The sequence below is a fragment of the Campylobacter concisus genome (genome assembly GCF_002165775.1).
Lineage (GTDB): Bacteria > Campylobacterota > Campylobacteria > Campylobacterales > Campylobacteraceae > Campylobacter_A > Campylobacter_A concisus_E.
This window is the reverse complement of sequence record NZ_NDYP01000004.1, coordinates 104,009-118,597: the sequence shown is the minus strand read 5'-3', so window position 1 is coordinate 118,597 and position 14,589 is coordinate 104,009. Positions and strand designations below refer to the sequence as shown.

The 14,589-nt window shown below is 39.6% G+C and carries 18 protein-coding genes; 17 read left to right on the top strand and 1 reads right to left on the bottom strand.

All coding sequences use genetic code 11. The features are described 5' to 3' along the window. The 11 genes from B9N66_RS05770 to B9N66_RS05730 all read left to right on the top strand — a co-directional run. Positions 1-262, top strand: a 262-nt coding sequence (locus B9N66_RS05770) for a triose-phosphate isomerase (protein WP_180382071.1), incomplete at its 5' end; no start/stop codon positions are given. 294 nt (positions 263-556) lie between these two features. After that, positions 557-1,375 (top strand): enoyl-ACP reductase FabI, encoded by an 819-nt coding sequence (gene fabI / locus B9N66_RS05765; RefSeq protein WP_087580275.1) that lies wholly within the window; start codon positions 557-559, stop codon positions 1,373-1,375. A 228-nt stretch (positions 1,376-1,603) separates the two neighbouring features. Continuing rightward, positions 1,604-1,741: a DUF2625 domain-containing protein gene (locus tag B9N66_RS09930; RefSeq protein ID WP_257639787.1), complete on the top strand. Its 138-nt coding sequence runs from the start codon at positions 1,604-1,606 to the stop codon at positions 1,739-1,741. Continuing rightward, positions 1,713-1,922, top strand: coding sequence for a DUF2625 family protein (locus B9N66_RS09925; protein WP_257639785.1), 210 nt, complete (start codon positions 1,713-1,715; stop codon positions 1,920-1,922). Before B9N66_RS09930 ends, B9N66_RS09925 begins: the two co-directional genes overlap by 29 nt. A gap of 617 nt (positions 1,923-2,539) precedes the next feature. Continuing rightward, the gene (locus tag B9N66_RS09920) at positions 2,540-3,151 is read left to right on the top strand and encodes a TonB-dependent receptor plug domain-containing protein (protein ID WP_257639784.1); all 612 of its coding nucleotides are present in this window, start codon (positions 2,540-2,542) and stop codon (positions 3,149-3,151) included. Then, the gene (locus B9N66_RS09915; protein ID WP_307772182.1) at positions 3,148-4,533 is read left to right on the top strand and encodes a TonB-dependent receptor domain-containing protein; all 1,386 of its coding nucleotides are present in this window, start codon (positions 3,148-3,150) and stop codon (positions 4,531-4,533) included. The genes B9N66_RS09920 and B9N66_RS09915 overlap by 4 nt, the downstream gene beginning before the upstream one ends. Positions 4,534-4,662: 129 nt before the next feature. Further along, a complete protein-coding gene (locus B9N66_RS05750; protein ID WP_087580274.1) occupies positions 4,663-6,009 on the top strand; it encodes an FAD-dependent oxidoreductase in 1,347 nt (448 codons plus the stop codon). Positions 6,010-6,047: 38 nt separating this feature from the next. Then, positions 6,048-6,725 (top strand): DUF4272 domain-containing protein, encoded by a 678-nt coding sequence (locus B9N66_RS05745; protein ID WP_257639783.1) that lies wholly within the window; start codon positions 6,048-6,050, stop codon positions 6,723-6,725. A 45-nt stretch (positions 6,726-6,770) separates the two neighbouring features. Beyond that, entirely contained in the window at positions 6,771-7,829 is a 1,059-nt protein-coding gene (locus tag B9N66_RS05740; RefSeq protein ID WP_087580272.1) for an NAD-dependent epimerase, read from the top strand. 9 nt (positions 7,830-7,838) lie between these two features. Continuing rightward, complete coding sequence (locus B9N66_RS05735; RefSeq protein WP_087580271.1) at positions 7,839-8,417, top strand: DNA-3-methyladenine glycosylase I; 579 nt, start codon at positions 7,839-7,841, stop codon at positions 8,415-8,417. Continuing rightward, a complete protein-coding gene (locus tag B9N66_RS05730) occupies positions 8,417-9,265 on the top strand; it encodes a DNA ligase (protein ID WP_087580281.1) in 849 nt (282 codons plus the stop codon). Before B9N66_RS05735 ends, B9N66_RS05730 begins: the two co-directional genes overlap by 1 nt. A gap of 9 nt (positions 9,266-9,274) precedes the next feature. On the opposite strand, the gene B9N66_RS05725 is transcribed toward B9N66_RS05730, so the two are convergent. Then, the gene (locus B9N66_RS05725; RefSeq protein ID WP_087580270.1) at positions 9,275-9,532 is read right to left on the bottom strand and encodes a helix-turn-helix domain-containing protein; all 258 of its coding nucleotides are present in this window, start codon (positions 9,530-9,532) and stop codon (positions 9,275-9,277) included. A gap of 103 nt (positions 9,533-9,635) precedes the next feature. Between B9N66_RS05725 and B9N66_RS05720 the strand changes: the two genes are divergently transcribed. From B9N66_RS05720 to B9N66_RS05695, 6 genes are all read left to right on the top strand, one after another. Further along, complete coding sequence (locus tag B9N66_RS05720) at positions 9,636-9,881, top strand: hypothetical protein (RefSeq protein WP_087580269.1); 246 nt, start codon at positions 9,636-9,638, stop codon at positions 9,879-9,881. A 127-nt stretch (positions 9,882-10,008) separates the two neighbouring features. Next, positions 10,009-10,455, top strand: coding sequence for a hypothetical protein (locus B9N66_RS05715; protein WP_087580268.1), 447 nt, complete (start codon positions 10,009-10,011; stop codon positions 10,453-10,455). Between the two features lie 145 nt (positions 10,456-10,600). After that, entirely contained in the window at positions 10,601-11,584 is a 984-nt protein-coding gene (galE, locus tag B9N66_RS05710; RefSeq protein WP_087580267.1) for a UDP-glucose 4-epimerase GalE, read from the top strand. An 8-nt stretch (positions 11,585-11,592) separates the two neighbouring features. Further along, positions 11,593-12,915, top strand: a complete 1,323-nt coding sequence (locus tag B9N66_RS05705; RefSeq protein WP_087580266.1) for a UDP-glucose dehydrogenase family protein — start codon at positions 11,593-11,595, stop codon at positions 12,913-12,915. Further along, positions 12,912-13,352, top strand: coding sequence for an ecotin family protein (locus B9N66_RS05700; protein ID WP_087580265.1), 441 nt, complete (start codon positions 12,912-12,914; stop codon positions 13,350-13,352). Before B9N66_RS05705 ends, B9N66_RS05700 begins: the two co-directional genes overlap by 4 nt. Beyond that, positions 13,349-14,581: a nucleotide sugar dehydrogenase gene (locus tag B9N66_RS05695; protein WP_087580264.1), complete on the top strand. Its 1,233-nt coding sequence runs from the start codon at positions 13,349-13,351 to the stop codon at positions 14,579-14,581. Before B9N66_RS05700 ends, B9N66_RS05695 begins: the two co-directional genes overlap by 4 nt. The last annotated feature ends 8 nt before the right edge of the window (positions 14,582-14,589 follow it).

The window sequence follows — 14,589 nt, the reverse complement described above, 5'->3', positions numbered from 1 at the left end:
GCGGCTGCTGATCGCCTACGAGCCTGTGTGGGCGATAGGTACGGGCAAGAGTGCGAATGCGGAGCAGATTGAAGGAGTTTTAAATTTCATCCGCGAGCAGACGAGCGCGCCGCTACTTTACGGCGGAAGCGTAAATGTCGCAAATATCGGCGGGATAGCGGGTATTAAAAACTGCGACGGAGTACTAGTAGGTACGGCAAGCTGGGACGCTTCTGGTTTCTTGGAACTTATTAGCGCGTCACTCGCTGACGTCTTTAAATGATTTTGTAAATTTCGCTCTGTGACAGGCTATGTGCCTAGTCTTGGGACAAAATTTACTGCGAAACATTTAAATCCGCCTAGCGATATTTCCGCTTGTCGATTTGTGTTTATAATTTGGCGTTTTGTTAAATTTGGATTGTAAAATTTTAAGTCAAATTGCGAAGGATTTTAAGATGGATTTAAATGTTGTTGCAGATTTTGCGACCAAGACTAGGCACATAGCCTGTCACAGGGAGCAAAATCAAAACTCATTCAAAGACGCTTAAAAGCCAAGCAAAATTAGAAAGGAGAAATAATGATTTTAAAAGGCAAAAAAGGCCTAATCGTCGGTGTCGCTAACGCCAAGTCAATAGCTTATGGCATTGCAAAAGCTTGCTGCGATCAAGGTGCACAGATGGCATTTACATATCTAAATGACGCTCTTAAAAAGCGTGTAGAGCCGATCGCAGAGGAGTTTGGTAGCAAATTCGTCTATGAGCTTGACGTAAATAATCCCGCTCACTTGGACGGTCTTGCGGATCGCATCAAAGCAGACCTTGGCGAGATAGATTTTGTCGTGCATGCCGTGGCTTATGCACCAAAAGAAGCGCTTGAAGGCGAGTTTGTAAACACGACTAAAGAGGCATTTGATATCGCGATGGGTACTAGCGTTTATTCGCTACTAAGCCTTACTCGTGCGGTCCTACCGGTGCTAAAAGAGGGTGGTTCGGTACTAACTCTTACATACCTTGGCGGACCAAAATTTGTGCCACACTACAATGTCATGGGCGTTGCCAAAGCGGCACTTGAAAGCTCGGTTCGCTACCTAGCACACGACCTTGGTGCTAAAAATATCCGCGTAAATGCTATCAGCGCAGGCCCTATCAAAACGCTTGCTGCAAGCGGAATAGGCGATTTTAAGATGATACTTCGTTACAACGAAGTAAATAGCCCGCTAAAACGCAACGTTACGACTGAAGACGTCGGCAACAGCGCGATGTATCTACTTAGCGACCTAGCTAGCGGTGTAACAGGTGAAGTTCACTACGTAGACTGCGGCTACAATATCATGGGTATGGGCGACGTGGCTACCGATGCCGAAGGCAATACGATCCTAGCTTGGGACGCAAAATAATCTACTAATACAAAATTTGGCGGGGTGACTTGCCAAATTCTTCTTTAAAATTTCACTAAATTTACCGCATGGGCATACAAAATGAGCTTTAGATGAGCTTGTAGACGCAATAGGCCAGGCTGGGCACTGATCAAGGAGTGGCTAAAAGAGGCTAATTAATTTTTGTCTCTTGATGAAAGCATGGTGTAAAGCGAGCTTTTAGGACTTCAGGTAACTACTTGCTCACCGATAGGAGCGTTTGTTTATGGGTGCGGTGGCATCGTGATGGATGAAGGTTGGCTGCGCCTACTTGGCTCAGTATGTGAGCAGATGAAGCGTGGAATTTACAGCTTTAACCTTGGCAAAAACTTTAGCGAGGCAGGGTAGATGCCTAGCAATTTGTTCGTGGCAAACGATGTTTTGTATAAATTTGTTCGTGATAAACGGCGGTGCCTTTGGTGGCAAAGCTGGCAATGTTCTTTACTGCGCGCTAGATAGCGGCAAATGGGAAGATACGCAGCTTAGCTACTCGCGGTTTTTACTTGGCGCTTTGCGGCGATATATCTAATTTTTTGTGAGTTTTACAGCTGGTATGGCTAGTGTGAGGATGTGAAAAAAAATAGCCTTGATAGGATGATATTTGTGCTACCGCCGATACTTTGGCAAGACATCAACATAAGTTTAAGACTAAAAGACTTTAAAAAAGATGATATTTATGTGAATTAATATTTCATTTTTGCCTTCAAGGGTGTCTAGTAAATTTATATGATACTTCCAGTAGATCCAAGAGTTTTGCTCTATCTTATTTAAATTTTAAAATTTCTTCATAGTCTGTCCAAGAGTGTTTATAAAAAACAATTCTGAGCTCTAAAAAGCAAAATTTATTTTAGATTTCTTAAGTCTTTCTTGATAAAAATTATCTACAAAATTTAAAAATTTTTATACTTGTAATAATTTTCTATTAAAAATTAACCTTATTTACTACCTTGATAAAATCATATAATTTCGTCCTTTATTTCGATATTTAATTAATTTATTAGATAATTAAAATTTAAAAATAGTTTATATTTTTATCTAAAAACTCAAAAATTTATCCAAAATTTATACTTAAAATTATAATATTCAATCTCAAAATTACGCTATAAAATTAAAATAGTAACTTTAATAACCAAATTAGGAGAAAATATGAGATTTAAAAGCTTATTTAAACTCTCTCTTGCAGCAAGCATAGCAGTTTGTGCAAATGGGGCAGACGAGAGCGTATTAAGCGGAGTTGAGGTAACAAGTAGCAGTGGTGGATACGGCGTTGATGATATCAAAATTTCAACTAGAAACGCTGGTCTGGTAAAAGATGTGATGAGAGATATTCCTGGTGTATATGTTGGTGGCACAAACGGCATGAATCAAAAAATTTACATGAGAGGCGTTAGTGACCGTGGCCTAAATATCACGATAGATGGTGCTAAACAAAACGGAAATACATTTCACCACAATGCTGACTTACTAATCGATCCAGATCTTATAAAAGCCGTTGATGTCGAAGTTGGCTCAAAATCAGTCGTAAATGGCTCAGGCGCACTTGGTGGTTCGGTCGCCTTTAAAACAGTAGATGCAAAAGATTTGCTAGAAAGCGGCGAGATTATTGGAGCTAAAATCCGCTCAGGGTATGCTTCAAATAGCAGCGAATTTTCTCAAGGTCTTATGCTCTTTACAGCCCCAGTTGAAGGGCTTGACTTTATAGCTGCTATTAATCACAAAGGCTATGACTACGGCAAAAGTGGCAATAAAAAAAGATAGGAGGCGATGGAAACGACCTTAGCTATCTTTTAAAGCTTGGCTATAGCTTCCTTGATGCGCATAGAATTTCTATCTCAAGAGAGCATAATGAATTTAAGGGCATTTATCCTATAAGAGCAGAATTTGGTAGTTCGCATGCAAATGATGACCACCGCAAATACGAGCGCGATACGACAACGCTAAAATACGAATACAAGCCTAGTAATCTTTTGAATTTAGAGGTAACGGCATATAATACCGAGCATAAAAAAGATGATCCGGTCTTAAAAATTTTAGGCGTAAAGACAAACGGCATAAATGCAAAGGCTAAGAGTATAGTCGAGACCGGCGCTTTGACGCAGACGCTTAGATACGGCGCTGAGTTTTACCAAAGTAAAAATTTTAACAAGCCAAATAATCACTATCCTGAAAAGGTAAATAACTACTCTATCTACGCAGAGGATGCGCTAAATTTTAGCTCGCTAACCGTTACTCCAGGCATCAGATACACCCATCACGAGCTAAAAAGCTACGATGGTAGAGCCGGAAATGTAAAGAGTTACACTTATAAATACAATGAATTTACCCCAGCGCTTGCGCTTGACTATGAGATACTTAAAGGTCTTAACGCTTTTGCAAGCTATGCAAGAGTCTTTAGAGGACCTGATGTCATGGAGTCGATGATGGCAAGTGGAAGCAGCAGGGGCAGAGCCTTAAATTGGTCGGCAAATAAGGATCTAAAAGCGACAACTGGTAATAGCTACGAAACTGGTCTTAAATATCATGGTGATATAAATGAAGTTAGCTCATATAGCCTCTCTGCAAAATATTTCATGACAAAATATAAAAATTTAATAGTTGATAACAACACAGCAAATGGGGCTTTAAAGAGGATAAATGCTGGTGGTGCTGATATAAGCGGCGTTGAGCTACTTGCAAGGCTAAATTTAGACGCACTAAGCCTAGCTGCTAGCTACACTCATCAAAATGTAAAATATAAAGATAGAGTTGTAAACACAGAAAGGGGCGGATATTACACTTCAAATGTCATCGGCTACCGAGATCAGGGCGACAAATATACATTTAATGCAGAGTATGCATTTTCTAGCATTGATACGCTAATAGGCTACAATCTAATCTACTTCGCTTCAAAAAATACCATATCAGCTAGCGATAATAAAAATGCCAAAATACCAAGCTATGCAGTCAGCGATATCTATGCTAGCTATACGCCAAGTAGCGGTAAATTTAAGGGACTTGAGATAAATGCTGGAATTTACAACCTCTTTAATAAAACTTATGCTTCGCAGTCTCAAAGAATGGCTGATTATACAGGCAATCCAGACTACGTAGACTGGGAGCCAGGTAGAAATTTTAAGGTAAACGTATCTTATAAATTTTAACTTCAAGGCAAGGTGAGAACCTTGCCAAATTTCTCTTTTATATAAAAATTCTAGCTTTTTTCACTATGCTGTTTGTTTTAAAATTAATATAGTATTATTTTGGCGACTAAACTTTTTTTGGGAGAAAAAATGAGGCAGAAGCACTTTGAAGTGGTAATTGTCGGAGCAGGCATTAGTGGGACGGCGCTCTTTTATGAGTTGGCTGCATTTAGCGACATAAAAAAAGTCGCACTTTTAGAAAAATATGACGGCGTAGCTACTCTAAATTCAAACGGCAAAGGCAACTCACAAACCATTCATTGTGGCGATATCGAGACAAACTACACACTAGAAAAAGCAAAAAAAGTCTCTCGTGTGGCAAATATGCCAGTAAAATATGCTCTAAAATACAATCTTGATGGCAAGTATATGTTCGCTCATCAAAAGATGGCACTAGCTATCGGAGATGCTGAAGTAGAGCGCATGAAAGAGAGATATGAGAGTTTTAGAGAGCTTTTTCCTTACCTTGAAATTTACGACAAAGAGAAGTTAAAACAAATCGAGCCAAACGTCGTTTTTGACGCAAATGGTAATGAGAGGCCAGAAAACATCATCGCCATAGGCACGCAAAATGGGCAGTTTACGACGATGGACTTTGGCGGCTTAGCAAATTCACTTGTGCAAAATGCGCTGAATTTAGGCGCAGATGGCTACGAGATCAGTCTAAACTCAGAAGTAACTGATATAAAAAAGGCGGGCGATACATTTCACATAAAGATAAATGATGGCGAAGTGATCACTGCAAACTACGTTGTAGTAGATGCTGGAGGACACTCGCTATTTTTGGCTCACAAGATGGGTTATGGGCTTCATCTTAGCACATTGCCCGTTGCTGGAAGCTTTTATTTCGCAAAAAAACGCTTACTAAACGGCAAAGTCTATATGGTGCAAAACGATAAGCTACCATTTGCCGCGCTTCATGGCGATCCAGATATCCTAGCTAATGGAAACACTCGCTTTGGACCAACGGCTCTAGTCATACCAAAACTAGAGAGATATCACGGCTGTTCAAGCTTTTTTGACTTTTGTAAATGTCTAAAATTTGATAAAAATGTCTTTGAAGTCTTTACAAATCTCTTAAAAGATAGCGACATCAGATCTTATATTTTAAGAAATTTCTTATTTGAAGTGCCATTTATCAATAAAAAAGAATTTGTAAAAGATGCTAGAAAGATCGTACCAAGCCTAAGTGAAAATGACCTAAGCTATGCTGTAAATTTTGGCGGCGTAAGGCCACAAGTTATCGACCGTAATAAAAAGTGCCTTGAGCTTGGCGAGGGCAAGATAAGCACAGGCGAGGGCATAAGTTTTAATATGACTCCAAGTCCTGGGGCTACGAGTTGCTTTGAAATAGCAAGAACTGATATGATCGAAGCCTGTAAATTTTTAGGTAAAAAATTTAACGAAGAGAAATTTAACGCTGAGTTTTTTGGATAAAAATGGGAGTGTTTGATATTTTTAAAAAAGGTGCGGATATGCCAAAAACAGCACAACAAAGAAAAGACGAGAGCATAAAAATTTTAAAAAAAGAGGGCGTGGCTGTGCTTGAGAGTCTACCACTAAGGTATGACAATAGTGAAGTTACGCCAAGAAGCGTTGATGAGATCATTGCTCGTGCGGTTTGCTCATTTACAGCGATCATGTGTGCTTGCACTATCCGCGACAATGGCCACTTAAGTGAAGATGAGATAGCCTGGGCTAAAGACTTTTTGGGTGATTTTTATGGCGATCTAAGTGTAAAAGAAAAAGAGGTCGTAGAGGGCAGGGCTGATATAAATTTAGCCGTAAATATGGGCTGGAAGTATGAGTCGCTTTGGATATTGCTTTGGGCGCTTGGCATTGCCGAAGATATCGGTAAGATGGATAAAATTTGTGACTGTGATTTTGTGATGGACGTATTTAGAGAGGGCGGGCTCAAAAACCGCTCAAAGCTTCGCAGTTTGGATGAAATTTTAAGCAAACTTGACCTAGTTTATCGTTACCACTGGGCGTGTGTAGATGCTAGGATAAATGGCAAAAAGGTTGCTGGACTTGACGAAGAGGTCGTTATGGAGAGACGTGCAGGGCTTGAGTGGCTATGCTGCAAAGGTTGGGAAAATAACGATTTAAGAGCTGAATTTAACGCTTGGGACTACCCTGATTTAAATACGTAAATTTACATTTTTGCACTAAAATAAGCCAAAAATGAAAGGAAAAATATGAAAATTTTAGTAACTGGAACAGCTGGATTTATAGGATTTCATCTTGCGAATGCCCTTGTAAAAAGAGGCGATGAGGTCGTCGGATATGACGTGATAAATGACTATTACGACGTAAATTTAAAGCTTGCACGCCTAAAAACGGCTGGCTTTGATACGAGCGAGATAGACTACGGCAAGCTTATCATCTCAAAAACACATCCAAACTTAAAATTTATAAAAGCAGATCTCGCCGACGAAAAGACGATGAAAGAGCTTTTTGCCAAAGAAAAATTTGACGTAGTCGTAAATTTAGCCGCACAAGCTGGCGTTCGCTACTCGCTTATAAACCCAAAAGCCTACATCGACAGCAACATCACAGGCTTTATGAACATCCTCGAGTGCTGCCGCCACAATGAGATCAAAAATTTAGTCTATGCAAGCTCTAGCTCGGTTTATGGACTAAATGAGAACATGCCATTTTCTACGCACGAGGCGGTAAATCACCCTATAAGCCTCTACGCAGCGACCAAAAAGAGCAACGAGATGATGGCACATACTTATAGTCATTTATTCAACGTGCCAACGACTGGACTTCGCTTTTTTACAGTTTACGGACCATGGGGACGTCCTGATATGGCGCTATTTTTGTTTGTTGATGCAGCGCTTAAAGATAAAACTATCGACGTCTTTAACTACGGCAAGATGAAGCGTGACTTTACCTACGTGGACGATATTGTAAAGGGCATCATCAAGTGCATCGACAACCCTGCTAAGCCTAATCCAAACTGGGACGCAAAGCACCCAGACCCTGCCACTTCAAAAGCGCCGTTTAAGGTCTATAACATCGGCAATAATAGCCCAGTCGAGCTCATGGACTACATCAAGGCGGTTGAGATAAAGATCGGCCGTGAGATCAAGAAAAATTTTCTCCCACTTCAAGCAGGCGACGTGCCAGCAACATTTGCTGATGTGAGCGATTTGGTGGCTGACTTTGACTACAAGCCAAATACAAAAGTAAACGACGGCGTGGCTAAATTTGTTGAGTGGTACTGCGAGTTTTATGGAGTTGAGATTTAAGGGACGCAGATGAGGCGATGCGAATGGGCAAAAGGCGAGCTTGATATAGCTTACCACGATAATGAGTGGGGTAAAGTCGTAAAAGATGATAGAAAATTTTTCGAAATGATAGTTCTGGAGGGCTTTCAGGCTGGACTTTCGTGGCATGGAGTGCTTCAAAAAAGAGAGGCTATGAGAGAGGCATTTGACGGCTTTGATCCAGAGAAGATCAAGCATTACGGCGAGGCTGAGATAGCTAAATTTATGCAAAATGAGAGGCTGATTCGTAACCAATTAAAACTAAAATCGCTTTCTGCAAACGCCCTTGCATTTTTATCCATAACACAAGAATTTGGCAGCTTTTATGACTATTTGTGGGGGTATTTGCTAAGAAAATTTGATCCAAAATTTGACGGCAAGCAGATCATAAATCACTATCAAGATATCAAACAAGTGCCAGCCACTACGCCTATGTCAGACTTTGTGGCAAGGGATCTAAAAAAGCGAGGGTTTAAATTTTTAGGCTCTGTTAGCACCTATGCATTTTTGCAAAGTGTGGGCGTTGTAGATGATCATATGGATTATTGTTTTTGCAAGGCAAAAGCTTGATTAGAATAATTTTTGCGGTTTTAGCCCTTTTAAATTTTGCATTTTCTCTTGACCTGCTGCGACTTAGCGAGTATAAAGATCAAAATGTCAGTGGCTGGCTAGCTAGCGAGAAGCTTGATGGCGTGCGTGCCTACTGGGACGGAGAGAATTTACTCTCAAGACAGGGCAAAAAGCTAAATGCACCGCTAAGTTTTACTAAAAATTTCCCAAAATTTGCGCTCGATGGCGAGCTTTATGCTAAAGAGCTTAAGTTTGAAGAAATTCAAGCAACAGTGATGGATAAGTTGCCAGATGAAAAGGCGTGGAAAAGGCTTAAATTTCACGTTTTTGACGTGCCAGAGGCAAGTGGTGGCTTGCTTGACCGTCTTGAAGTTTTGGCTAAATTTCTAAAAAATGAGCCAAATCACAATTTAATCATCATAAAACAGATAAAAATGCGAGATAACGCCCAGTTTTTGAAATTTACTGAAAGTATCATCGCAAAAGGCGGAGAGGGAGCAGTCGTACGTGAGCCAAATGCACCGTACGAGCGAAAACGAAGTAAAAATGTGCTTAAATTTAAGAAATTTAAAGACGCCGAGTGCGAAGTAATCGCTATAAATAAAGGTAGCGGCAAATATGCGAAATTTGCTGGCTCGCTTACCTGCAAAGCGCTTGGTGGCAAAGATGACGAAGAAAAAGCTGGCGAGCCAAAACCTGGCACTATCTTTAAAATAGGCTCAGGACTAAGCGATGAAAAGCGCCGAAATCCCCCAAAGATAGGCTCTATCATCACATATAAATTTCAAAATTTAACAGCCAAAGGCAAGCCAAGGTTTCCTATATTTTTGAGGGTTAGAGAGGATTAATAAACATTTTTATGCACCTTTAAAAAAATCAGCAATATCACAATTAAATAGTTTTGAGAGCTTAAAAAGATGGAGTATATTAAAGCGTTTATTATCTGTAAAATTTTCCATATTTGCATAAAAACCATTTGAGGCTTGTCCTATGCTAAGAGCGGTTTCAAGCTGGCTAAAACCTTTTTCTTGTCTTATTCTTTTTACATTATTTGCCACATTTTTTAGGAATTCTTCCTCTTCTTCTTTTGAAACAATTTGTGGCAAATTTAGCATTTTTATTCCTATAGAAAAGTTTCCTATAAGTTTAATTGCATTAAAATACTTTTACAATCATCTGTAAATAATATTTATATAGAGAATAAATAAGGAAATTATAGTGAAAAAGATTTTGTTTTTGGCTTTTGCATGTGTTGCCTTGTATGCTGAATTTTATAAAATTTATGTAACCAGAATTGATCAAGACCTATATAAAACATCAGATGGTATTTATATTCAAACTAAATATTGTTATGCATATGCGATCAATCAAGAAGCTATTTTAATATATGATCAATATAGTTATGACAATGAGCTTATATTTGATAGACATCAAAAATGTGATGTTGAGAGAATTTTTAAATAAAAATAAATAAAAAATAGATATTGCTATTTAAGATCGTGTTAAATCCTATATCTTTTATGGCTATATCTGGTTTTGCTGGCATGACGAAATGCTGAGTTATAGGTAATAAAATTTTACAGGAGTGAAAATGAAAAACAGGCAACTTATTTTTATAGTAGTATTTGCTTTAACATTTGTTGGTTGTTCTAGTGCCGGATATTTTCAAGCTAATCATAATGGAAGATACTATTGGAACCCTGGTAATTGTGATGCATTTGAGTATTATAACGACGATAGCAGCGGAGCTATATATTGTATGACTGACAATCAGCGAAATGGTATCGTTTTATATCCGGCATCAAATGAAGAGGTTATGCTATATAATCAGCAACAAGCAATAGCAGCACAACAATTTCAACAATCCTTAAACCAATTAAGTCAAACTATGAATAATGCACTTATACAACAGCAAAATAGCTATAACCAGCTACAGCAAATGAATCACAATATGCATATGCAAAATATAGATAGAAGTCTACAAGGCATTAATAATAGTTTAAATAGGATGTCAAACCCATATTGGTATGGCTATTAAAGACCGTAAAATTATGTGGGTTTTAGTCTGATATCACTAGCTAAAACCCAGCGTCTTTAAATTCATAACTTTTAATATACCTTGCTTTACTTTTACTTTACTCTATTTTTGATAAAATTAACCACTTTTTATGAAAGGCTTAAACTTGAAGATTTTAATAACAGGTGGTGCTGGATATATCGGCAGCCACGTAGTAAAAGCACTTTTAAAGCAAGGCAAAGATGAGATAACCATCATCGATAATCTCTGCAAAGGCTCACAAAAAGCACTTGAGGCACTCCAAAAAATAGGAAATTTTAAATTTATAAACGCAAATTTAGAAGATGATCTAAGTGAAATTTTTGCAAACGGTAAATTTGATGCGATTATCCATTTTGCAGCGTTTATCGAGGTCTTTGAGAGTATGAGTGAGCCGCTAAAATACTATCTAAACAACACAGCAAACGTCGCAAGGGTGCTAAGATATGCAAAGACTTACAACGTAAATAAATTTATATTTAGCTCAACCGCCGCAGTTTACGGCGAGCCAGACGTGGCAGAAGTTAGCGAAACAACGCCTACAAATCCGATAAATCCATACGGCAGAAGCAAACTCATGAGCGAGCAGATCATTAAAGATTACGCCGCTTCAAATGAAAATTTCAAATTTGCTATACTTCGCTATTTTAACGTAGCAGGCGCAGACGAGGAGGGGCTCATAGGTCAAAACTATCCAAACGCCACGCACCTTATTAAGGTAGCTGTGCAAACTATACTTGGCAAGCGTGAGAGCATGAGTATCTTTGGCGATGACTACGCTACAAAAGATGGCACATGCGTTAGAGACTACATCCACGTTAGCGATCTAGCAGACGCCCATATAAGTGCACTTGAGTACATCGGCCAAAATGGCAGCGAAACTTTTAACGTGGGATATGGCAGAGGATTTAGTGTAAAAGAGGTCATCGAGACCGCAAAAAAGGTAAGTGGGGTAAATTTTAAGGTGCTAAATGCGCCAAGAAGGGACGGCGATCCAGCTATCCTTATCTCAAACGCAAGCAAACTGCGCTCGCTAACAAGCTGGAAGCCAAAAAGAGATGACCTAGCGCTCATCATAAAAACTGCCCTTGAGTGGGAAAAGAAAATTTAAGGATAAACATGAGAGTGGCAGTAATTGGAACTGGATATGTTGGGCTAGTAAGTGGTGCATGCTTTGCTAAGATGGGCAACAGCGTGATCTGCGTCGATGTTGATAATAAAAAGATCGAAGCACTAAAAAACGGCGTCGTGCCGATATATGAGCCAGGGCTTGCTGATATTGTAAGTGAGTGCTACAAAAATGGCTCGCTTAAATTTAGCACGCAGATAACTGAGGCGCTAGAGCATGCAGACGTGCTATTCATAGCAGTTGGTACACCTATGGGCGCTGATGGGCAGGCGGATTTAAAATACGTTCTCTCGGTTGCTAAGTCTATCGGAGAAAATTTAAGCAAACCGCTAATCGTAGTTGATAAATCAACCGTTCCAGTGGGTACTGGAACTAAGGTGCATGAGATTATCGAGGCTGAGCTTAAAAAGAGAAATGTAGAGGTTAAATTTGAGGTAGTCTCAAACCCAGAGTTTTTAAAAGAGGGTGCGGCGGTTGAGGACTTTTTAAAGCCAGACCGCGTAGTTATCGGAGCTAGCAGCGAGTGGGGCTTTAGCGCGATGAGAGAGCTTTATGAGCCATTTATGAAAAATCACGACAGGCTAATTTGTATGGACGTAAAGTCAGCAGAAATGACAAAATATGCTGCAAATTCGATGCTAGCAACAAAGATAAGTTTTATAAATGAGATAGCAAATATCTGTGAACGCGTGGGCGCTGATGTAAATTTAGTAAGAAAAGGTATCGGCAGCGACTCAAGGATCGGATATAGCTTTATCTATCCAGGCTGCGGATACGGCGGCAGCTGCTTTCCAAAAGACGTCGAGGCGCTCATCTACACAGCTAGGCAAAATGGCTTTGAGCCAGAGCTTTTAAACGCGGTCGAGTCAAGAAATAAGGCTCAAAAAAGAGTGCTGTTTGATAAAATTTATAACTTCTTTGGCGGCGATCTAAAGGGCAAGACGATTGCACTTTGGGGGCTTGCGTTTAAACCAAATACCGATGATATGAGAGAGGCTAGCTCGCTAACTTTGATAAAACTTTTGGATGAGGCTGGCGCAAAAGTGGTGGCGTATGATCCAAAATCAAGCGAAGAAGCTAAAAAATATATGCCAAATTTAGATGTAAAATACGCTAAAAATAAATATGACGCGCTTAATAACGCCGATGCTATGGTGCTTGTGACCGAGTGGAGCGAGTTTAGATCGCCTGATTTTATGGAGATAAAAGAGAGGCTAAAAAATGCCGTTATTTTTGACGGACGTAACCAATACAACGCTAAAATTTTAGCTGAGCATGGATTTAAGTATTTCCAAATCGGAGTAAAGGCATGAGAAAATTTTTACTTTTTATCGCAGCTTGCGTGCTTCCATTTGCGCTTTTGGCAGGCGAAAACGTGGCAAAAACCGAGGAAAATATTTTTGAGCTACCTATCTCAAAGATGCCACCTGATTATTTTAAATACGAAGTCGCTTTTTTTAAAGAGATAGAAATCGACTGCAACTTTGCCTTTTTGCTCGGCGGAAAGCTTGAAGAAAAAGAGGACGCGCGCGGGATTTATTATAAATTTAGCGGCGGGGATGAGCTAGCGCAAACGATGATGCTATGCAAGGACGGAAAGAAAAAGAGGCGGGTTTATTATGAATTTACTAAAATTTTACCAGGCGTTAGCCCTATTAGAATCATAACTCCAAAAGGTGTAAGTGCGGAAATAAGAATGTATGAACGCGTAAAAAAGATAGAAGCAAAAAAGAAAGGAAAAAGTAAATGAAAATAGCAGTAGTAGGACTTGGATATGTTGGACTTCCACTTGCAGCAGCTTTTAGCGAGAAGTACGAAGTAGTGGGCTTTGATGTAAATGCAAAGCGTATAGAAGAGCTTAAAAGTGGCCACGATAGAACGCTTGAACTTAGCAATGAGCAGATGAAAAAAGCTATCGATAATGGTATGAAATTTAGTCTAAATTTAGACGATATTAAAAAGTGCAACTTTTTCATCGTGACTGTACCAACTCCGATAGATAAAAACAAGCGCCCTGATCTAACTCCAGTCGTAAAAGCGACTGAGAGCGTGGCAAAAGTGCTTAAAAAAGGCGACATAGTTGTTTATGAAAGCACCGTTTATCCAGGCGTCACAGAAGAAATTTGTGTGCCGCTTCTTGAAAAAAGTGGGCTTAAATTTAACAAAGACTTCTTCTGCGGCTACTCACCAGAGCGTATAAACCCAGGTGACAAAGAGCACACAGTGACAAAGATCAAAAAGATCACAAGTGGCTCAACTCCAGAGATCGCTGACAAGGTCGATGAAATTTATCGCTCGATCATCACAGCCGGCACTCATAAGGCCTCAAGCATCAAGGTAGCCGAGGCTGCAAAAGTTATAGAAAATACACAGCGTGATATAAACATCGCCTTTATAAACGAGCTTGCGATGCTCTTTGAAAAGCTTCACATCAACACTATCGACGTGCTTGAGGCTGCAGGTACTAAGTGGAATTTCTTAAATTTCCGCCCAGGTCTAGTTGGTGGACACTGCATCGGTGTAGATCCATACTACCTCACTCACAAAGCTCAAGAGGTAGGCTATCATCCAGAGATGATCCTAGCAGGTCGCCGTATCAACGATGACATGGGAAGATACGCAGCTGATCAGGTTATAAAACTAATGATAAGAAAAGGCGTGCTTATTAACAAAGCCCGCGTACTTGTCCTTGGTATGACATTTAAAGAAAATTGCCCAGATATAAGAAATTCTCGCGTTATAGACGTAGTTGATGAGCTAAAAGACTTTGGCTGCAAAGTCGATGTGACCGATCCTTGGGCTGATAGTGCTGAGGTAAAACACGAGTACGGCTTTGATCTAGTAAAAGAGTATAACCTAGATGACTACGACTGCATCGTGATCGCCGTAGCTCATAATGAGTTTAAAAAGCTAAATTTAAAAGGCCATTTAGTTTACGATATAAAAAATATCTACCCAGAGGCTGACGCTAGGCTGTAAGGAATTTA

Excerpts from the sequence above, each read along its gene's own strand:
- fabI (WP_087580275.1), top strand. The coding sequence starts at position 557 with ATGATTTTAAAAGGCAAAAAAGGCCTAATCGTCGGTGTCGCTAACGCC.
- B9N66_RS09920 (WP_257639784.1), top strand. The coding sequence starts at position 2,540 with ATGAGATTTAAAAGCTTATTTAAACTCTCTCTTGCAGCAAGCATAGCA.
- B9N66_RS05750 (WP_087580274.1), top strand. The coding sequence starts at position 4,663 with ATGAGGCAGAAGCACTTTGAAGTGGTAATTGTCGGAGCAGGCATTAGT.
- B9N66_RS05745 (WP_257639783.1), top strand. The coding sequence starts at position 6,048 with ATGCCAAAAACAGCACAACAAAGAAAAGACGAGAGCATAAAAATTTTA.
- B9N66_RS05740 (WP_087580272.1), top strand. The coding sequence starts at position 6,771 with ATGAAAATTTTAGTAACTGGAACAGCTGGATTTATAGGATTTCATCTT.
- B9N66_RS05735 (WP_087580271.1), top strand. The coding sequence starts at position 7,839 with ATGAGGCGATGCGAATGGGCAAAAGGCGAGCTTGATATAGCTTACCAC.
- B9N66_RS05725 (WP_087580270.1), bottom strand. The coding sequence starts at position 9,532 with ATGCTAAATTTGCCACAAATTGTTTCAAAAGAAGAAGAGGAAGAATTC.
- B9N66_RS05715 (WP_087580268.1), top strand. The coding sequence starts at position 10,009 with ATGAAAAACAGGCAACTTATTTTTATAGTAGTATTTGCTTTAACATTT.
- B9N66_RS05705 (WP_087580266.1), top strand. The coding sequence starts at position 11,593 with ATGAGAGTGGCAGTAATTGGAACTGGATATGTTGGGCTAGTAAGTGGT.
- B9N66_RS05700 (WP_087580265.1), top strand. The coding sequence starts at position 12,912 with ATGAGAAAATTTTTACTTTTTATCGCAGCTTGCGTGCTTCCATTTGCG.
- B9N66_RS05695 (WP_087580264.1), top strand. The coding sequence starts at position 13,349 with ATGAAAATAGCAGTAGTAGGACTTGGATATGTTGGACTTCCACTTGCA.